General features: G+C 73.6%; 18 protein-coding genes. 8 read left to right on the top strand and 10 right to left on the bottom strand.

What is annotated here, in order from left to right:
• Positions 1–196: 196 nt before the first annotated feature.
• On the bottom strand, positions 197–1,453 hold the full coding sequence (locus ACFPIJ_RS31270; protein WP_380120243.1) for a PAS domain-containing protein: 1,257 nt from the start codon (positions 1,451–1,453) through the stop codon (positions 197–199).
• Positions 1,454–1,570: 117 nt separating this feature from the next.
• On the opposite strand from ACFPIJ_RS31270, the gene ACFPIJ_RS31265 reads away from it, so the two are divergent.
• Positions 1,571–2,842, top strand: coding sequence for an NAD(P)/FAD-dependent oxidoreductase (locus ACFPIJ_RS31265; RefSeq protein ID WP_380120241.1), 1,272 nt, complete (start codon positions 1,571–1,573; stop codon positions 2,840–2,842).
• Positions 2,843–2,852: 10 nt separating this feature from the next.
• Here ACFPIJ_RS31265 and ACFPIJ_RS31260 read toward each other — a convergent pair whose 3' ends face one another.
• Complete coding sequence (locus ACFPIJ_RS31260) at positions 2,853–3,446, bottom strand: TetR/AcrR family transcriptional regulator (RefSeq protein ID WP_380120239.1); 594 nt, start codon at positions 3,444–3,446, stop codon at positions 2,853–2,855.
• 87 nt (positions 3,447–3,533) lie between these two features.
• On the opposite strand from ACFPIJ_RS31260, the gene ACFPIJ_RS31255 reads away from it, so the two are divergent.
• Both ACFPIJ_RS31255 and ACFPIJ_RS31250 read left to right on the top strand, forming a co-directional pair.
• Positions 3,534–4,568 carry an aldo/keto reductase gene (locus ACFPIJ_RS31255; protein ID WP_380120237.1) on the top strand — a complete coding sequence of 345 codons (1,035 nt, stop codon included), beginning with the start codon at positions 3,534–3,536 and terminating at the stop codon, positions 4,566–4,568.
• Positions 4,569–4,601: 33 nt separating this feature from the next.
• Positions 4,602–5,558: a TIGR03885 family FMN-dependent LLM class oxidoreductase gene (locus ACFPIJ_RS31250; protein ID WP_380120235.1), complete on the top strand. Its 957-nt coding sequence runs from the start codon at positions 4,602–4,604 to the stop codon at positions 5,556–5,558.
• A gap of 293 nt (positions 5,559–5,851) precedes the next feature.
• Here the strand turns inward: ACFPIJ_RS31250 and ACFPIJ_RS31245 are convergent, their stop codons facing one another.
• The 3 genes from ACFPIJ_RS31245 to ACFPIJ_RS31235 form a co-directional block, all read right to left on the bottom strand.
• Positions 5,852–8,200, bottom strand: a complete 2,349-nt coding sequence (locus ACFPIJ_RS31245; protein ID WP_380120233.1) for an Hsp70 family protein — start codon at positions 8,198–8,200, stop codon at positions 5,852–5,854.
• 61 nt (positions 8,201–8,261) lie between these two features.
• Positions 8,262–8,414: a hypothetical protein gene (locus tag ACFPIJ_RS31240; protein ID WP_380120231.1), complete on the bottom strand. Its 153-nt coding sequence runs from the start codon at positions 8,412–8,414 to the stop codon at positions 8,262–8,264.
• A complete protein-coding gene (locus tag ACFPIJ_RS31235; protein ID WP_380120928.1) occupies positions 8,411–8,974 on the bottom strand; it encodes an ATP/GTP-binding protein in 564 nt (187 codons plus the stop codon). Before ACFPIJ_RS31235 ends, ACFPIJ_RS31240 begins: the two co-directional genes overlap by 4 nt.
• 119 nt (positions 8,975–9,093) lie before the next feature.
• Between ACFPIJ_RS31235 and ACFPIJ_RS31230 the strand changes: the two genes are divergently transcribed.
• Positions 9,094–9,834, top strand: coding sequence for a DinB family protein (locus tag ACFPIJ_RS31230; RefSeq protein ID WP_380120229.1), 741 nt, complete (start codon positions 9,094–9,096; stop codon positions 9,832–9,834).
• On the opposite strand, the gene ACFPIJ_RS31225 is transcribed toward ACFPIJ_RS31230, so the two are convergent.
• Entirely contained in the window at positions 9,820–10,485 is a 666-nt protein-coding gene (locus ACFPIJ_RS31225) for an NAD(P)-dependent oxidoreductase (RefSeq protein ID WP_380120227.1), read from the bottom strand. The genes ACFPIJ_RS31230 and ACFPIJ_RS31225 overlap by 15 nt on opposite strands.
• Positions 10,486–10,571: 86 nt before the next feature.
• Between ACFPIJ_RS31225 and ACFPIJ_RS31220 the strand changes: the two genes are divergently transcribed.
• Positions 10,572–11,036 carry a winged helix-turn-helix transcriptional regulator gene (locus ACFPIJ_RS31220; protein ID WP_380120225.1) on the top strand — a complete coding sequence of 155 codons (465 nt, stop codon included), beginning with the start codon at positions 10,572–10,574 and terminating at the stop codon, positions 11,034–11,036.
• Here the strand turns inward: ACFPIJ_RS31220 and ACFPIJ_RS31215 are convergent.
• Positions 10,930–11,685, bottom strand: coding sequence for a hypothetical protein (locus tag ACFPIJ_RS31215; RefSeq protein ID WP_380120223.1), 756 nt, complete (start codon positions 11,683–11,685; stop codon positions 10,930–10,932). The two genes, ACFPIJ_RS31220 and ACFPIJ_RS31215, sit on opposite strands and share 107 nt — an antisense overlap.
• 94 nt (positions 11,686–11,779) lie before the next feature.
• On the opposite strand from ACFPIJ_RS31215, the gene ACFPIJ_RS31210 reads away from it, so the two are divergent.
• Together ACFPIJ_RS31210 and ACFPIJ_RS31205 are read left to right on the top strand one after the other, a co-directional pair.
• Positions 11,780–12,259 carry an ArsR/SmtB family transcription factor gene (locus tag ACFPIJ_RS31210; RefSeq protein ID WP_380120221.1) on the top strand — a complete coding sequence of 160 codons (480 nt, stop codon included), beginning with the start codon at positions 11,780–11,782 and terminating at the stop codon, positions 12,257–12,259.
• Between the two features lie 56 nt (positions 12,260–12,315).
• Positions 12,316–13,731 (top strand): serine hydrolase domain-containing protein, encoded by a 1,416-nt coding sequence (locus ACFPIJ_RS31205; protein ID WP_380120219.1) that lies wholly within the window; start codon positions 12,316–12,318, stop codon positions 13,729–13,731.
• 67 nt (positions 13,732–13,798) lie between these two features.
• Here ACFPIJ_RS31205 and ACFPIJ_RS31200 read toward each other — a convergent pair whose 3' ends face one another.
• Together ACFPIJ_RS31200 and ACFPIJ_RS31195 are read right to left on the bottom strand one after the other, a co-directional pair.
• Positions 13,799–14,221, bottom strand: coding sequence for a hypothetical protein (locus ACFPIJ_RS31200; protein WP_380120217.1), 423 nt, complete (start codon positions 14,219–14,221; stop codon positions 13,799–13,801).
• 16 nt (positions 14,222–14,237) lie between these two features.
• Positions 14,238–14,819 (bottom strand): peroxiredoxin-like family protein, encoded by a 582-nt coding sequence (locus ACFPIJ_RS31195; RefSeq protein ID WP_380120215.1) that lies wholly within the window; start codon positions 14,817–14,819, stop codon positions 14,238–14,240.
• 66 nt (positions 14,820–14,885) lie between these two features.
• Here ACFPIJ_RS31195 and ACFPIJ_RS31190 point away from each other — a divergent pair, with 66 nt between their 5' ends.
• A complete protein-coding gene (locus tag ACFPIJ_RS31190; protein ID WP_380120213.1) occupies positions 14,886–15,497 on the top strand; it encodes a TetR/AcrR family transcriptional regulator C-terminal domain-containing protein in 612 nt (203 codons plus the stop codon).
• A gap of 76 nt (positions 15,498–15,573) precedes the next feature.
• Here the strand turns inward: ACFPIJ_RS31190 and ACFPIJ_RS31185 are convergent, their stop codons facing one another.
• Positions 15,574–18,369 (bottom strand): AAA family ATPase, encoded by a 2,796-nt coding sequence (locus tag ACFPIJ_RS31185; protein ID WP_380120211.1) that lies wholly within the window; start codon positions 18,367–18,369, stop codon positions 15,574–15,576.
• Positions 18,370–18,424: the final 55 nt, after the last annotated feature.

Here is an 18,424-nt window from a genome sequence, read left to right as displayed (position 1 = left end):
CGCCATGAGCGGATGCGAAACCTCAGTGGCTGCGGGTGCCCTTATCGCAAGGATTCGTCGATGAGCCAGGTCATCACGACGGTCGGCACGGGGCTCATGCCATGTCCGTCGGCCGCCAGCCGCGCGTCAAAGCCGTTGATGCATACGAGCCTCTCATCATCACTCCACCACCCGACCGAGAACCCGCTCGCCGAGTTCACCGGCTGCAGGCGCGGGTGACGGGCACGTAGGGCGGTGAGATAGGCATTGGCATCCGGCGGTGTCTCCGTGGACTCGAGCCGCTGCTGGTGGGCATGGTGGAGCAGGGCATCACACTCCAGAAAGTGGTCGAGGGAGGGAAACGCCGGCGCATCAACGTGCAGGTGGCCGAACCACACCGTTTCGTCGGGCCGCACAAAGCCACTGCGGCAGCCGTCGGGCGCAGCGTCCATGACGGCGTACTCGAAGGCGACCTGCCCTGTTTCGGGATCGACTTCGAAGGCAGGCTCGAAGACGATCTCGGCACGACGGAACCGGCTGAAGTAGGTAAACCCCGAATATCGACGCTGAATGCGCCGGAACGTGGCCAGGGCACTCTCGTCGCTGTGCCCGAGCACCGAACGCCGCCGGCGAGCTTGCCGAGGCTCTCCATCCGCTGCGCCTGATGGGTGCGTTCCTGCATGGCGCGCTGCCGCTCGGCGGCCTCCTTCGCCGCGGCGATGTCGCGGGCGACGACGGAGATGCCGATGAGGGTGCCGGTGTGGTCCTCGATCGGGGCGACGGTGAAGGCGACCTCGAGCGGTGAACCGTCCTTGTGCACCCGCTGCGCCTCGTAGGACAGGCTGCGCTCGCCGGCGCGGATGCGGGCCAGCAGCCCTTCCTGTTCGGCGGTGCCTTCCCCGCTGGTGAGGACGTCCGCGTGCCGGCCGATCGCCTCGCCGGCCGGGTAGCCGAACAGCCGCTCGGCGCCGGCGTTCCAGGCGGTGATGACGCCGTCGGGGGTCGAGCCGATGATGGCGTCCGCGGTGTGCTCGACGACGGCGGCGAGGGTGGCCCGGTGGCTCTCGGCGGCGGCGCGGGCGACCCGTTCCCGCTCTCCGGCGGCGTCGATGCGGTCCTGGCGGCCGGGCTCCACATACATGGCACCCTTGTCGAGCAGGACGCCGTACCCGCGCCGCAACGTCCAGTAGTAGATGCCGACGACGGCGGTGAACGCGTCCCAGAGCGCCGCCGACCAGGACCAGGCCGACGACGTGCCGTGCCCGTGCAGGATGCTGCGATACGACAGCAGCGCGTGCATCCCGTGCCCGACGGCGCAGCTGAAGAAGATCAACGCGGTGGCCACGGCGAGCTTGTTCGTCAGCAGCTGGCCGGCCCGCACCACCGGCACGACGATCGCGACCATGATCGCCGCGTACGCCGTCATGATCACGATGTTGCCGAGCAGGTAGAGCTGGTCCGGCATGCTCGTCATATCGGACGGCACACCCAGCAGTTGAGTGCGTCGGGAGCTCGACCGTGCGCGTGGGTCCTTCGACGCAGACGCCGCCGTCCTCCGGGCGGATCGTCGGCGGTCAAGGAGGTACACCCAATGTCGAAGCACCATTCGGACCGCGCGGTGGTCCTCGGCGGCAGCGTCGCCGGGATGCTGGCGGCCGCCGCACTGGCACAGCGCTACACCAGCGTCACCGTCGTCGAACGCGACGTCCTGCCGCCCGCCAACCGAAACAACGAGCACCGGCGCGGCGTGCCGCAAGGAAGGCACGTGCACGGCCTGCTGCCGCAGGGCCGGCGGATCGTGGAGGAGCTGTTGCCCGGGTTCACCGAGCGGGTCCTCGCGGCCGGCGGGCACCAGGGCGACATCCTCGGCAACACCCGCTGGTATCTCAACGGCCTGCCGCTGCGGCAGGCGCACACCGGGCTGGCCGCGCTGTCCGCGAGCCGGCCGCTCATCGAGGGGACCATCCGGGAGCTCGCCCTCGCCCTGCCCAACGTGACGCTCCTGGACGGCCACGACGTCGTCGGGGTGCGTGCCGACGACGGCGGGGTGACCGGCGGGCGGGTCACCAGCCTGCACGGCGGCGGCTCCCGGGTCCTGCCGGCGGGCCTCGTCGTCGACGCCACCGGCCGGGGCTCCCGCGCGCCGCACTGGCTCGCCGACCTCGGGCTGCCCGGGCCGGCGGAGGAGGCGGTGCGCATCGATCTCGCGTACACCTCCCGGCTCTTCGACGTGCCCGACGAGCTCTTCGACGGCGACATCGTCGTGGTCACGGCCCGCTTCCCGGGCCAGCACCGCAGTTCGGTGATGCAACGCCTGGAAGGGGGCCGCGCCCTCGTCACGCTCGCCGGCGTGCACGGCGAGCGGGCCCCGGCGGACCTCGCGGGGTTCACCGCCTATGCCGAGTCGTTGCCGGTGTCCGCGACGGCGGATGTGGTACGGGCCGCGACTCCCGCCGGTGACCCGGTCTCGTTCCGCTACCCGACGTATGTGCGCCGGCGCTACGAGCAGCTGGCCACGGTCCCCGACGGACTGCTCGTCCTGGGCGACGCCGCGTGCGCCTTCAACCCGGTGTACGGCCAGGGCATGTCGGTCGCCGCGATGTGCGCCGGTGCCCTGCGCACGTCGGTCGAGCCGGCCGCGTTCTTCGCCGCGCAGGCGGGGCTGCTGGACGCGCCGTGGACCCTCGCGGTCCGCGCCGACGTGGAGGGCCCGTCGGAGCCGGTGCGGCGGCTGCAGCTGGCCGCGGTGCACGACGCCGAGCTGGCCGAGGCGTTCATCCGGGTGACCGCGCTGGTCGACCCGCCGTCGGCGCTGGCCGCGCCGTGGATCGCGCAACGCCTGTCGGCTCCGGCCGCGGCGTGAGGAACGGCGGTCAGCGGACGAAGGCGCCGGCCCGCGCCGCCGCGACGGCCGCCGTGGCGGCGGTGTCGGCGGCGGCCTCGTCGACCGGGTCGCCGCTGGCCAGCAGCCGGTAGTACAGCGGGGCCGACACCGCCCGGATGACCTCGTCCGGGTCGGTGCCCGCAGGGACCTCGCCGCGCGCGGCGGCGAGGTCCACGCACGGTGCCCACTCGCGGATGCGGGTCCGGTAGAAGCCGTGCAGCGCCTCGGCGGTCCGCGGGTCCGAGGTGGCGGCCGCGATGACCGCCTTGAACAGCGCGCCCTGCCGGGGGTCGCTGAGAGTGCGCTGCACCAGCCTGGCGTTGGCGCGCAGGTCCCCGGCGAGCGACCCGGTGTCGGCCCGCGGCAGCGACTGCTCCGCCATGTCCAGCAACAGGTCGGCGACCAGCCCGGCGACGGTGCCCCAGCGCCGGTAGACGGTCGTCTTGCCCACCACCGCCCGCCGGGCCACGTCGGCGAGGTCCAGGCCGGCCAGGCCGTGCTCGGCGAGCACGTCGCCGGCGGCCTGCAGCACCGCCTCCCGCACCCGCGCGGTGCGCCCCCCGGGCCGCGTGTTCCCCGTCATAACGGTGCTCCAGTTCCGTTTAGCCAACGCCGGTGCTAGCGTAGCGGAAGCACTAACGGAACTGCAGCACCATTAAGGGGAGCGGTCATGGAATACAGGAGACTTGGCGCGTCCGGGCTCAAGGTTCCCGCCCTGAGCTTCGGCGCCGGGACGTTCGGCGGCAGCGGCCCGCTGTTCGGCGCCTGGGGCAGCACCGACGCCCGCGAGGCCCGCCGGCTCGTCGACATCTGCCTCGACGCCGGCGTCACGATGTTCGACACCGCCGACGTGTACTCCGGCGGCGCGTCCGAGGAGGTGCTCGGCGAGGCGATCAAGGGCCGCCGCGACCGGGTCCTGGTGTCCACCAAGACCAGCCTGCCGACCGGCGACGGCCCCGACGACGCCGGCTCGTCCCGGTCCCGGCTGATCCGCGCCACCGACGCCGCCCTGCGCCGCCTCGGCACCGACCACATCGACCTGTTCCAGCTGCACGCGTACGACGCCGGCACCCCCGTCGAGGAGGTCCTGTCCACGCTGGACGGCCTGGTCCGCGCCGGCAAGGTCCGCTACCTCGGGGTGTCCAACTTCGCCGGCTGGCAGATCATGAAGTCCCTGGCCGCCGCCGACCGGCACGGGCACCCGCGTTACGTCGCCCACCAGGTGTACTACTCCCTCGTCGGCCGCGACTACGAGTGGGACCTGCTCCCGCTCGCCCTCGACCAGGGCCTCGGCGCGGTCGTGTGGAGCCCGCTCGGCTGGGGCCGCCTGACGGGGCGGATCCGCCGCGGCACCCCGCCGCCCGCCGGCAGCCGCCTGCACGAGACCGCCTCCTTCGGCCCGCCCGTCGACGACGAGCAGCTGTTCACCGTCGTCGACGCGCTCGACGAGATCGCCGCCGAGACCGGCCGCGCGGTGCCGCAGATCGCCATCAACTGGCTGCTGCAGCGCCCGACCGTTGCCTCCGTCGTCATCGGCGCCCGCGACGAGGCCCAGCTGCGCCAGAACCTCGGCGCGGTCGGCTGGTCGCTGACGCCGGAGCAGGTCGCCCGGCTCGACGCGGCCAGCGCCCGGACCGCGCCGTACCCGCACTTCCCGTACCAGCGCCAGGAGGGCTTCGCCCGGCTCAACCCGGCACCGGTGTGAAAGCGATCGGCGCCCGTTGGGTAACAGGCGTCCATGACGGTCTTCGGGTTGCACAACTCCCACGAGCAGATCCACCCGTCCGCGCTGCTGGCGGCGGTGCGGCGGGCCGAGGCTGCGGGCTTCACCGCCGCCATGTGCTCCGATCACTTCTCGCCGTGGAGCGAGCGGCAGGGCCAGTCGGCGTTCGCCTGGTCGTGGCTCGGGGCGGCGTTGCAGGCGACGCGGCTGCCGTTCGGGATCGTCAACGCGCCCGGGCAGCGGTACCACCCCGCGATCATCGCGCAGGCCATCGGAACCCTCGCGGCCATGTACCCGGGGCGGTTCTGGGCGGCCCTCGGCACCGGTGAGGCCAGCAACGAGCACATCATCGGCGGCGGCTGGCCCCGCAAGGAGCTGCGCAACGCCCGGCTTCGCGAGTGCGTCGACGTCATCCGGGCGCTCCTCGCCGGCGAGGAGGTCAGCCACGACGGCCTCGTCACCGTGGACCGGGCGCGGCTGTGGACCCGGCCGGCGGAGCCGGTGCGGCTCGTCGGCGCCGCCATCAGCGTGGAGACCGCCGGCTGGGCCGGGCAGTGGGCCGACGGGCTGATCACCGTGAACCAGCCGGTCGAGCACCTCCGCCGGATGATCGACGCGTACCGGGCCGCCGGCGGCCGGGGTGAGCTCTGCCTGCAGGTGCACCTCAGCTGGGCGCCGACCGAGGACGAGGCCCTCGCGGTCGCGCACGAGCAGTGGCGCAGCAACGTCTTCGCGCCGCCGGTGTGCTGGGACCTGGAGACCGCCGAGCACTTCGACGTCGTCTCCCGCGACGTCACCCCGTCGCGGGTCGCCGAAACCGTCCACGTCAGTGCGGACCTCGGGCGGCACACCGAGATCCTGCAGCGGTACCGGGAGCTCGGCTTCGACCAGATCTACCTGCACCACGTCGGGCAGCGGCAGGAGGAGTTCATCGACGCGTTCGGGGCCAAGGTCCTTCCGCAGTTGACCTGACCATCAAGAAACCCGCAGGACGGGCGGCGGGTGTCCGATAACCGGGTATGTGGTCCGTCGTGCGGCGGGTCGGGCGCCTCGTGTCTCGCGCCGGGGTCCTCGCCACGCTCGTAGCGGTCCTCGCCGCCACGGTGTCGGTCGGGGCCGGGGTGGTGCTGGACCGCGCCCAGCAGCGGGAGATGACCCAGGCCCTGGACCGGAAGGTCGGCGCGGTAGCCGCGGTCGTCACCAACGAGACCGGCCGCTACGTCGACACCCTGCGCACCGTGGCGGCCTCCCTCGGCGGCGACGGGCTACCTGGGCTGCCCGGTGGCGACGTCCCACAGCCGCACGGTGTGGTCGAAGCTACCGGTGGCGAGGGTCTTGCCGTCGGGGCTGAAGGCCGCGCACACGACCTTGCCGGTGTGACCGGTCAGGGTGGCGGTGACCGCGCCGGTGGCGGCGTTGCGCAACTGGGCCAGGTGGTCGCCGTCGTCCTCGTCGTTGGTGCCGGTGGCCAGGGTCTCGCCGTTCGGGGTGAAGGCGAGGATGCCGGTGGTGCTGCCGTTGAGGGTGGTGACCGCCTTCGTGGTGCTGACGTCCCACACCTGTGACTTGCCCTGCCGCCAGTTGTTGGTGACCAAGGTGTTGCTGTTGATGCCGAACATGATCTGTCCGAAGACCTCGCCGGCGTCCGGGGTGATCGTCGCGGTCACCGTGTGCGTCTTGATGTCCCACAGCCGTAGCTGCTTGGTGTCCCGGTCCGGAGTGGTGGCGAGGGTGGTGCTGTCGGGGGTGAAGGCAAGGGAAGCGAGGAAGAAGTTGCCGGGCAGGGTGGCGATGGGCGCTCCGGTTCTCGCGTTCCACAGCTGGGCGCCGTCGTCGCTGAGGGCGGCGGCAACGGTGTTCGCGTCGGGGCTCAGCGCCAGCGCTTCGATCGGCTTTGTGCTCGTGAGTGTGGTGATGGACCTGCCGGTCGGCACGTCCCACACCTGGATGACGGTGCCGCGCGCGTTGGTGACGGCGACCGTCTTGCCGTCGGCGCTGAGGCCGAACCGGGTGTTGGTGGCGGTGGAGAACTTGATGACGGTCTTACGGGTGGCCAGGTTCACGAGGCGCACCTGGCCGAAGTTGGTGACAGTGGTGAGGGTCTTGCCGTCGGGGCTGAACACCATGCCGATGACCTCGCTGTCGTTGGCGAGGCCATCAGCGTTGTCGGGGCGCTGGCGGTACCAGACCGCGAAGGCCGCGGTGGCGACGAGCAGGAGGACCGCGGCTCCGACGAAGGCAACCATGCGGCGGCGGGACGGTGCGGTGGTGGCGGGCGTGCGCGGTGCCGGCTCCGTCATGGGTGGCGGTGCGGTCGGCGGCGCTGCCTGGATGACTGCCGGTGCCTGCAGTGCGGTGTCCGGCGCCGGTCGGGGCGCCGGCACCACAGGTGTCGCCGGCGAGACCGGGGCTGGCGAGACCGGGGCTGGCGAGACCGGGGCTGGCGAGACTGGGGACGGCGAGGCCGGGGCCGGTGAGGCCGGGGCCGGCGCGAGAAGCTGGGTCGTGGGCGCGGGGAGGCGGGGCAGGGTGGTCGAGGTGAGATCTGCGGGGGTGTGCAGGCTGCCGTAGGCCACCACGAGCTCGGGCTGCTCGAGCACCGTCGGCGCGATACCGAGCGCCCGGTGCAGCAGGCTGGCCGCCAGCGGTGTCCGGCTGGAGCCGCCGACGAGCAGGACGCCGCCGATGTCGTCACGACGCACACCGCTGGCGCGCAGCGTGGCGACCGTCAACGCGACGGTGCGGTCCAGCAGCGGCCGCGCGGCCCGCTCGAACTCCTCGCGGGTGACATGGCCGTCGACGTCGGCGACCGGGATGTGCACGTCGGCCCGTGCGTGCCGGGTGAGCTGCTCCCGCGCCGCGCGGGCATCCAGCCACAGCGTGCGGCGGGCCCGCCGGTCGGCCGGCGTCGTCGGCCAGTCCAGCCGCCCCCACGCCTCGGCCGAGGCGGGCGTGGAGGTCCGCAACAGGTCGACCACGAGCGCGTCGAGGTCGTTGCCGCCGGCATCGGTCAACCCGTCGGCGGCGATCACCTCCACACCGGTCTCCGCCCTGCGCACGACGCTGACGTCGAAGGTGCCGGCGCCGAAGTCGTACACCACCAGACCCTGCCCGACCGGCAACCGCAGGCCCAGCACCGAAGCGAAGTACGCCGCGGCCGCGACCGGCTCGCGGACCAGCCCGACCTCGCCCAGCCCGGCCTGACGCGCCGCCTCGGCAAGCACCGCCAGCCTCGCGCTGCTCCACCCCGCCGGATACGTCAGCACCGTCTCGGCCGGGTCCGAACCCGCCACCCGGCGTGCCTCCGAGGCGACCCGGTCCAGCACCGCACCGAGCAGTTCCACCACCGGCACGGCGCGTTCGCCGAGCCACACGCTGCCGTCGTCGATCCGCTGTTTCGGGCTGGGCTCGAACCCGGCCGGGGCTGCGCCGGCGGCCCGGGCCGCGTCCGCCCCTGTCAGCACGGCGCCGTCGGTGCCCACGAACACCGCGGAGGCCAGCAATGGTGAGGCGTCGAACAGCAAGGGCGTCACGGCGGCGGCACCGAGGCGGACGCAGGCCACCGTGTTCGACGTACCCAGATCGATGCCCAGCCTGAACCCGGGGTCCGCCATCCCGGCATCGTACGGCCCACCGACGCATCCAGCCGTCAGATCCGCGACGCCGGAAAACTGTTCAGCCGCGGTCGGACCAGAGCGGCAGCGGTTCCCGGCGGACGATCCACCCGACCGGCACGCCGCGGCTGTCGGGCCGGTCGCCGATGCCGGTGCACGCGGCGACCACGCCACCCACGATCGCGGCGGTGGTGTCGATGAATCGGGTGGTCAAGCCTGATCCGAACCCTGCTGCCGGACCTGTTTCAGCGCGGTGAGGACCGTGTGCAACCGGCTGTCGAGCGGCCCGCTCAGCTCCAGCACCGGCGTGTCCTCCCAGGCGTTCAACGGGTCGTCGTACACCAGATCCAGCATCGCGGCATTCGCTCGCGAACGAAGACCGGGCAGCTCCGCTGCCGGCAACACCTGCTCCGTCGTGGGTGTGATCACCGTGATGACCAGCAAATCCAGACTGGCGAACGCCGGCCGCAACACTGCACCATCCACCTCCTCGGCGGGGTCCGCACCAGCCGCTGCCATGTATGCGAGGTAGTCCAAAGGCGTCCGGTCGAAGATCACGTCGGGCCGGGACGGCGGCGAGCACAGGCTCCGCACCGAGCGGGCCAGCAGTGCCCGGTAATCCTCGAGTGCCGGCGGGAACTGAAACTCGTAACCCTCCTCTTCGAGCAGGTAGTACGGCTCGTCGGCGGCGACGTGGCCCGGCAGCTGCGCGCACAATGCCTCAACCAGCGTTGTCTTCCCGGTTCCGTGTGTCCCGGAAATCCCGACCCGCATCTGCACTCCCACCACCCAGCCAGAGCAATCCGGGGGATCATAGCCGCGGTCATGATCACGCACTGCCGGTGCAGTCGCCATTCCGGCGGTGTGTCGAGCTGCGGCGATAGGGTCGCGGCATGGCCTTCGACAACGAGGACATGTCCGGTGCGCGGTTCCGTGCCGTCCGTCTCGCCGGCGCCCGGTTCCAGGACGTCGACCTCACCGGTGTCGTGATGCGGGGCGTCGAGCTGGTCGACGCCGACATCTCCGGCGAGGTCCGCCACCTGAGGATCAACGGCGTCGATGTCGGGCCGCTGGTCGAGGCCGAACTCGACCGCCGGTATCCCGACCGGGCCAGGATGCGTCCGACGGACCCGGCCGGCTTCCGCGAGGCGTGGGACATCCTGGAGCGGCTCTGGGACGGCACCGTCGAGCGCGCCCGCCGCCTGGATCCCGGGCTGCTGCACGAGTCCGTCGACGGGGAGTGGTCGTTCATCGAGACCCTGCGGCACCTTGCGTTCGCCACCGACGCGTGGATCCGCCGGGCGGTGCTCGGTGACCCGGCGCCGTGGGATCCGCTGTCCCTGCCGTGGGACGGGATGCCGGACACCCCGGGCGTGCCCCGCGACCGCGCGGCGCGACCGTCGCTGGACGTGGTGCTCGAGCTGCGCCGGGACCGGATGGCCACGGTCCGCACGCTCGTCGACGGTCTCACCGACGAGCGGCTCGCCGCGCACACCGAGCCGGTCGAGGGTCCGGGCTGGCCGCCGCCGCGCAGCTTCCCGGTGCGCGAGTGCCTGTCGGTCGTGCTCAACGAGGAGTGGGAGCACCGCCTGTACGCCGAGCGCGATCTGGCCGTGCTCTCAGTGAAACACTGAGATCCGGGTGCGGTGGTGCGCCGGGGTCTCGATCTCGTCGAGCACGGCGACCGCGAGGTCGGCATAGGTCAGCCCGGTCGACGGCGCGGTGTCACCGCCGGTGCGGTACCGGCCGAGCCGCGGACCCGCCGGGTCGAGCCCCGCCGGCGGGGTGAGCATGAGCCAGTCGACCTCGGTGCCGGCGTCCCGCAGCCGGTCCAGGCCCGCGGTGTGCGCCAGGGCGAAGGGCCGTAGCTGCGCCGGGAACGCCGCCGGGTCGTCCAGCACCGGGCGGCCGTCGGCGCCGAGCAGGTTCGCGAAGAGCCCGATGAGCACCAGCCGGTGCACCCCGGCCCGCGGCAGACCTGCCAGCAGCGCGTCGACGCCGTCGACGAAGAACCGTTCGTCGAGCCGCCCGAGGTCGGCCAGGGCCTCGGGGCCCGACGCGGGCGTGACCGCGCTGACCACCGCCGCGTGCCCGCGCGGGATCGACGACGTAGCGCCGACGTCCCTGACGTCGCCCCGGACGACGGCCACCCCGTCGGCGGCGAGGTCCGGGTGCTTCTCCGGATCGCGGACGACGGCGGTGACCTGATGACCGCGGTGCCGCGCCTCGGCGGTGATCGCCTGCCCGGCCCTGCCGCCCGCCCCGAAGATGACGATGCCGCCCATGTTCCCGCTCCTCCGCTCGACTGCCTGGTCGACTGCCTGGCGGGGACGGTATTTCAGGGGATGCCGGTATCTGCAAGGGTACTGGGATGGACCTCGACCCGGAGATGTTCGACCCGGTGTGTCCGTCGGGCGCCCTGCCGTTCCAGATCGGCGACAAGTGGACGGCGATGGTCGTGCTGTGCCTGGAGCACGGTCCGCGGCGGTTCACCGAGCTGCGGGTCCCGTTGCGCGCCGTCACGCCGAAGGTCCTCACGTCCACGTTGCGCGCGATGGAGCGCGACGGGCTGGTGGTGCGCACCGCGTATCCGGAGCATCCGCCGCACGTCGAGTACGCGCTGACCGAGCTGGGCCGCAGCCTGCTGACGCTCATCGCGGCGGTGCGGGTCTGGAGCGGTGAGCACCTTCCGGAGCTGCTCGCCGCCCGGCAGGCCCACGACGAGGCGGCTACGCCCCGTCCGGCGGTGCCGGCGCTGCAGGTGGCTCCGGCGGCGCCGGTGGTCCGGCCGGTGGTTCGGGTCGCGGGAAGTGGGCCGACGGGTCGGGGCAGATGACGTAGGGCATCGGTCTGCCCGGGAACGCGGGCCATGCCGGAGCGGCGGCCCGCGGGACGAAGTAACGGTTCGCGGGCGGCAGCGCCAGCAGCAGGACCACGGCGCCGGACAGGGTCAGCACGAGGAGCGCGACCACGAATCCGGACAGGAAGAAGACCTCGGTGAAGAGGCCGGAGCTGTTGTAGAGGGCGTCCTGGAACCCCGACTCCTCCCACGACACGCCGTCGTCGACGATGACGTCCTCGTCGCCGCTGAACGCGAACGCCAGCGGCAGCAGCAGGATCCCGCCGCACACCTGCGTCGCGGCCAGCAGCAACTGTCCGCCACCGGCCACGAAGACGAAGATCCTCGCGACGTTGCTGCCGCGCAGCACCGGTCGCGCCGTCACCGCGAGCCATGCGGCCAGCAGCAGCGCCGGCACGCCGACGAACAGCGTCCCCACGACGTTGGCCGATCGCTCGTCGCTGACCTCGCGGGGGTCGGCGTCCGGCACCAGCGCGGCGGCCCGGGAGATCGCCCCGTCGAAGTGCACGGCGTGGGCGATGGCCACTCCGACGATGCCGAGCAGCAGTGCGGCACTGGCGAGCTGGAGCCAGAAGGCCACGGTCACCTGCGCCGGGCGGGGAGGGCGGGCGGCATCGACGGTCACAGCTGGCGACGGTACGGGCGGCGGCGCGACGGCGCATCTGCCCGTTCAGCCAGAACGGTTGTACGATGCTACGTAACTACGTAATATCGTAGAAGTGGCGAGCATTGAGGAGCGTGTAGCGGCGCTCGAGGCGCGGGTCTTCGCCGAGGCGGCGGGGTCCGACCAGCCGGCGCCGGTGTTCTGGGCGCTCGACCGGTTGCGGGAGCTGGCACCGAGCCCCGGCGCGGTGCTCTTCACCGGCGCCGTCGACCTGCCGGCCGGCGAGCACTACGAATGGCAGCTCGGCACGCCCGTCGAGCGGCTGCTCGACGAGGACTGGTCCGATCTCGGCGCGACCCTCGCCGCGCTCGGCCACCCGATGCGGCTGCGGCTGCTGCGGGAGATCCTCGGCGGCCGGCACGCGACCACGGAGCTCGCCGACGTCGAAGGGCTGGGCACCAGCGGCCAGCTCTACCACCACCTGCGCCAGCTGACCGCCGCCGGTTGGCTGCGCACGGGCGCCCGCGGGCAGTACAGCGTGCCCCCGGAGCGGGTCGTGCCGCTCCTGGTGATCCTGGCGGCCGCCCGTCGTTGAACGGAAGGAGCCGAACGTGCGTCACCACACCGTCGTGATCGTCGTGATCGCTCTGCTTGCCGGGAGTCGTCGCCCTTCTGGCCGCACCGAGACCACCGCACCTGCGCGGACCCGTCACCGGCGACGCCGTGCTCGCCGCCGACCTCCGCGCGGCGGCCGGCGACCCCGACGGCTACCGGGGCCTCGCCGTCGCGCTCATCGGGCCCGGCGGAGTCCGCACCGCCGGGGTCGGCGACCGGGGCGACGGCCGTCCGGTGACCGCCGCGACGCCGTTCGAGATCGGCTCGATCGGCAAGGCCCTCACCGGCATGCTGCTCGCCGACCTCGCGGCGGCACCCGGACCCACCGTGGCACCCGGCGACCGGGTCGGCGTCGACGGCCCGGCCGGTGACGTCACGCTCGCCGAGCTCGCCAGCCACCGCTCGGGCCTGCGCAGCGTTCCCGTCGTCTCGGCGGGTCAGGCGCTCCGGCTGTACCTCGCCGCGGTGCGCGGCGCCGACCCGTACGCCGGGCAGGACCGCGGCTGGCTGCTGCGGACCGCCGGCACCGAGCGCCCCGGCGGCGGCCGTGGCACCGTGCACTACTCGAACTTCGGTGCCGCCCTGCTCGGCCAGGAACTCGCCGGACGGGCCGGCGTCACCTACCCGGAGCTGCTGCACGACCTCCTGCTCGGCCCGCTCGGCATGGTCCACACCACGCTGCACCCCGACGGCGTCGCGCTGCCCGCCGGGCACGCCACGGGTTCCACGGCCGCCGGCCGGCACGTGTCGCCGTGGCGGGGCGAGGGCTGGGCGCCCGCCGGCGTCGGCATGTGGTCCACCGCGGCCGACCTGGCCCGCCTGGTCACCGCCGTGCACGCGGGCACCGCGCCCGGCGCCGCCGCGCTGGAGCCGCGGTTCGACGCGGGCCCGGGGGAGCGCGTCGGCTACGGCTGGTTCACCACCCGCTTCGACAACGCGACGCTGACCTGGCACAACGGCGGCACCGGTGGCTTCCGTTCCTACCTGGCCGTGGACCGCGCCACCGGACGCGGCGTCGTCGTGCTGGGCAACACCGACCGCGACGTCGACGCGATCGGCCGGCGCCTGCTCGGCGTCACCCCGGCCGGCTCGCAGCGCCCGCCGCACCCGCCGATGGCCGTGGTGCTCGCCGTGGGCCTCAGCTTCCTGGGCGCGGCCGGCCTGTTCATGACCGTGGGGCTGGCCGCCCGGGGCCGCACCGACCGGGTCCGCCTCGCGTCGTCGGCGGTGTGGTCGGTGGTGATGCTGGTGCTCGCATTCCGCGCCGGCGACTGGCTCACGGTCCCCGGCGCGGTCTGGGCGCTCGGCGTGGCCGCGACCGCCGTCGCGCTGTGTCTGGCCGTCCCGCGCTGGCGCGGGCTGCCCCTGACCGCCGGCCGTCGCTGGTGGCGCTGGACCGGCGCGGCCGTCTCCGCGGCGGCCGCGCTCGTCGCGGTGCTGCTGGTGACCTGACCCGCCGTCTGGTGGTGGGGACGGGCCCCCGGCGGTCTTCCGCCGGGGCCGTGGTGCGATCAGTGTGTCAGCGGACCGTGACCGGGGTCGTGACGACCGTCGTGCCGGCGACCAGTGGGGAGTCCGCGGTCGTCGTCAACTGGCCGTTGCCCCGGAAGATCCCCTTGACCGTGACGGCCGCCGAGCCGCCGTGCAGGATCAGGCCCGCGGCGCCGGCGCCGAGCACCTGGTAGCTGTTGCCGACGTACGGCGCGACGGCGGCGCACACCGCCACCTTGCCGGTGAGTGAGCCGGCCGGCAGGGTGCCGGCGCAGTCGACGACGGTGACCGGCGCGGGCGTGGCGAGCCCGCCGGTGACCGACGCGCCGCTGAAGGTCGCGGACGTACCGTCCGTCGAGGTCAGCGTGATGACCGACCGGAACTCGCGCCGCTGCGTCGAGGCCGCGACGGTGGTGACCCAGGGGGGAGCGGTGCGCGACGGTGCCGGCACCGGGGCCGGAAAACGGTCAGCGGGCGCCGCTTTCGGCGAGGGCGAGCAGCTCGTCCACCGACCACTGGTCGTAGGCGTGGCTGCCGTACTTGACCGCGACCAGGCGGCCGTCGCCGGCGACGAGGAAGTCGGCGGGCAGGCCGAGGCGCCCGTTGGGCTGCTGGAGCGCGGGTGCCGGCTTCCCGCGCCGCAGGACGGCGGGCAGGTCGCGGACGATCCCCTGGATGATGCGACCCCACACCCGCGGGTTGAGCAGGGCCCGCGCGCCGGCCTCGACGCCGTACCGGACGTACAGGCGCTTGCCGGGGTCGGCGATGACCGCGAACGGCAGGTCGTCGGCGTGAGGCCGGAGCTCCTGCTCGGAGGAATGGAAGACGACCACCTCGCGGATGCCCGCGGCGGCGATCTCGTCGTGCCGGCGGACGATGGAACGCAGGTGCAGGTTGCACACCGGGCAGCCGGCGAAGCGCCGGAACTGCAGGTGGACGAGAAGCCCTGGGGCGGGCACGTCGACCGGTGCGCCGCCGACCGCGGTGAGCGCCGTCGCTTCGATCGTCTGACCGGCGACCAGGCGCCGTCCCATCTGCTGCGTGACCATGGTTCCCCCTCGTAGGCGTACGATGTACTCCTAAATCGTAGGCGTATGTCGTACGCTGTCAAGGCCATGCCACGTCCTCGATCACTGACCGACGACCAGATCGCCGCCGCCGCGCTCGCCCTCATCGACCGTGCCGGGCTGGCCGTGCTGTCGATGCGGACCGTCGCCGCCGAGCTGGGCATGGGCACCATGTCGCTGTACCGCTACGTCACCGACCGCGAGCAGCTCGAACGCCTCGTCGTCGAGCTCGTGCTCCGCGACGTCGACCTCACCCCGCCCGCCGACGTGCCCTGGACCGACCAGGTGACCGCGGTGACCGGCGGCATCCGGGACGCCGTCAGCGCCCATCCGGCAGCGGTGCCCCTGTTCCTGACCCACCGCAGCACCAGCGCCGGCGTCATGCGCTGCGGCGAGGTGCTGCTGCGGGTGCTGGCGGGGGCCGGCTTCCACGGTCCGGACCGGGTCGTCGCCTTCCGTACCCTGCTGGCCTTCCTGATCGGCGCGCTCACCACCGAGCACCTCGGCCCGCTGTCCGGCCCCGGCACCGCCGCGCTGGCCCGGCTGCCGGGCGACGACTTCCCGTTCCTGGCCGAGACCGCCCGCGCCGCCCGCTCCATCGGCCCCGACGAGGAGTTCTACCGCGGGCTCACCGTCGTCCTGGCCGGCCTCGGACGGTGACCGCCGGGTCTCATGATCCGGTAAAGCCTGTGTACCCAGGGGTGCGCAAGGTCTACCGGATCATGAGGAAGGCACGTCAGTCGTCGGGGCCGAGCGACTCGAGGGCGCCTGCGAGCGCGGCGCGAGAGGTGATGCCGAGCTTCGGGAAGAGCCGGTGCAGGTGGGCGCCGACGGTGCGGTGCGACAGGAACAGGCGCTCGCCGATCTGCTTGTTGGTCAGCCCGGTCGCCGCGAGCGTCGCGATCTGCCGCTCCTGCGGTGTCAGCGCCACGACGGCATCGGCTCGGGCGGTCACGACGCCGGCGGCGCGTAGTTCGTTGCGGGCCCGGTCCGCCCATGGTCTGGCGCCCAGCCGGTTCAGGCTCTCGAAGGCCTCCCGCAGCTGCAGCCGGGCCGCGGTGGTGTCGCGGGTGCGGCGCAGCCATTCGCCGTAGGCGAGCCGGATCCGGGCCTGTTCGAACGGCCACTGGTCGGCGTCGGGCAGGGCGAGTGCCATGCTGTACAGCTGGTCTGCCTCGGTGTCGGGGGCGGCGAGCGCGGCGGCGCCGGCGGTGAGCAGCGCGGTGCGGGTGGAGACCTCCGGGAGCCCGGCCTGTCGTGCCGCGGTGACGTGCGCGCGTGCCTCGTCGACGTATCCGATGTGGACGGCGGCGTCGACCAGGTCCAGCACCAGCCATCGGCCGGGGATGCCGAGGCTCGGGTGGCCGACCGGGGCGATCCGGGTGGTCTGCAGGTAGGCGTCCTCATAGTCGCGGCGGCCGAGGGCCGCGACGCCGCATGCCTGCCAGGCCAGGGCCTGGGTGAGACCGACGCCGCGCGGGGTCGCCCAGCGGGTCACCTCGTCGGTCAGCACGCGCGCCTGGGACCCGTCGCCGCGGGACGCCGCGATGAGGGCGAGCCGGCACCGGATCTGGCCTTCGAGGAGGTGGTAGCCGTCGGCCCGGGCCATGTCCAGGGCCTCCGTGGCCAGCTGCTCGGCCTCGTCCCACTGGCCGTGCGCGATCGAGTCGACGCTGAGCATGAGCAGGCCGGTGATGACGACGGTCACGATGCCGCCGTCGCGTTCCCGGTCGATGACCTGCTGGCACAGGTGCCGGTAGGCGGCCAGCTCGTCGAGCTCGATGGCGGCGTACGCCAGGGGGATGAACTGCCAGGGCGCCGGATCGCTGGACAGGGCCTCGAAGGCGCTCGCCAGCCGGCTGCGGACGGGGGTCGCGGTCCCGGCCGGGTCGGCGTAGGCGTCGTAGCACAGCCGCAGCGCGGAGATGGCCCGCGGGTCGAACCGGGACAGCGCCCCGCGCAGCAGCTCCCACGGCTCCGGGCGTCCACTGTAGACGCAGACGAAGAGCAGGGCGTACAGGACACCGGACGCGTCCCAGCCCTCGTTGCCCGGGATGGCGTCGAGGTCGTCCAGGGCCTTGGCGAGGAGGTGGTGGGCGGTGTCGACCTCGCACTCGCCGTTGGTCAGCAGATGCGCGGTGGCGGCGAAGACGAGCCCGGTGGCCGTGTCGGGGGTCTGCCCGGCGTCGTGCAGCAGCTGCGGCACCCGGTCGAGCTGACCGGTCACGTTGGCCAGGAAGGCGGCCTCGACGAGCCGGCGTGAGCGCTGCCCCGGCCGGTCGCTGAGCTCGCTGGCGCGCACCAGCGCGCTGACCGCGCCGGCGGCCCCGATGCGCCGGCCGGACGGGCCGCCCCAGGCGGACTGGGCCACGTCGTCCAGCGCGCGGGCGACCGTCTCGTCCGGGCCGGTCGCGGCGTCGGCAAGGTGGCGGGCTCGGCGTTCCGGGGCGGTGCCGCGAGATCCGGCCGAGGACGCGGCGAGGGCCTCGGCGAGCGCCTCGTGCGCGTGCCGCCGCTCGTCGGCGGATGCGAGCTGGACGATCGCGGCGCGGATCAGCGGGTGGCGGAAGACCATCCGGCCGCTGGCCTCGTCCACCGTGATGAGGCCGGCCCGCCGCGCCGGGGTCAGGTCCTGCAGGTCCGCCTGCGGCCGGGCGGCGGCCAGCACCGTCGACAGGTCCGCCTCGCCGTCCAGCGCGGCCAGCAGGAGCAGGACGCGGGCCGGCTCCTGCAGCGCGGCCAGCCCGGCGGCGAACGCGGCCTCGAGGCGGGCGTTCAACGGCAGGAACGTGGGCAGGGCGACCTGGCCGGACCGTTGCCGGTCGGTCAGCGATCCGGGCAGCTCCACCAGCGCCAGGGGGTTGCCGTCGGCGTCGGCGAGCAGGCGCCGCCGCACGACGCCGGGCAGGCCGCGGTGGCCGGCGTCCAGCAGCATGGCCGCCGCCTGCGGCGGCAGCGGGCCGACGGTGTGCTCCGGCAGCCGCATCTCGTCGAACAGGCAGGGCGTGCCGATGCGGCCGGCGGCGAGGAACCGCGCCGGGGTGCCGCCGACGCGGCGGGCGAGGAACCCCAGGACGGTCGCGCTGGCGGGGTCGATCCACTGCACGTCGTCGACCGCCACGAGCAGCGGGTGGCCGGCGGCGATCTCGTTGACCAGCGCCAGCACGGCGGTGGCGAGCACGAGCGGGTCGGCGTCGCGGGCTCCGCCGCGGCCGAAGACATGGGCGAGGGCGTCGCGCTGGTCGTCGGGGAGGCGGCCGGCGATGTCCCGGGCGGCGTACAGCATCTGGTGCAGCGTCGAGAACCGGATCCCGGTCTCGAAGGGGGCGCCGGTCGCCCGCAGTACCCGGGCCCCGGCGGTGACCGCGCGGGCGCCGGCGGCGTCGAGCAGGGCGGTCTTGCCCGCGCCCGGATTGCCGCGCAGCAGCAGGCTCGGGCCGGGCGGGTCGGTGCCGGCGAGCAACGCGTCGATTGTCCGCAGCTCGGACGCCCGGCCGAGCAGATCGCCGCTGGGCGGCGCAGGAACCTTCACCGTGCTGCCCCTGTCACGTGTGGTGTGTCCCACCGTAGCCCGTGATGCGGTCATC

Origin of the sequence: Dactylosporangium cerinum (assembly GCF_042653625.1) — a bacterium.
GTDB classification, from domain to species: Bacteria; Actinomycetota; Actinomycetes; order Mycobacteriales; family Micromonosporaceae; genus Dactylosporangium; species Dactylosporangium cerinum.
Note: the sequence above shows the minus strand (reverse complement) of the source record. Positions and strands in the feature narration are given on the sequence as shown.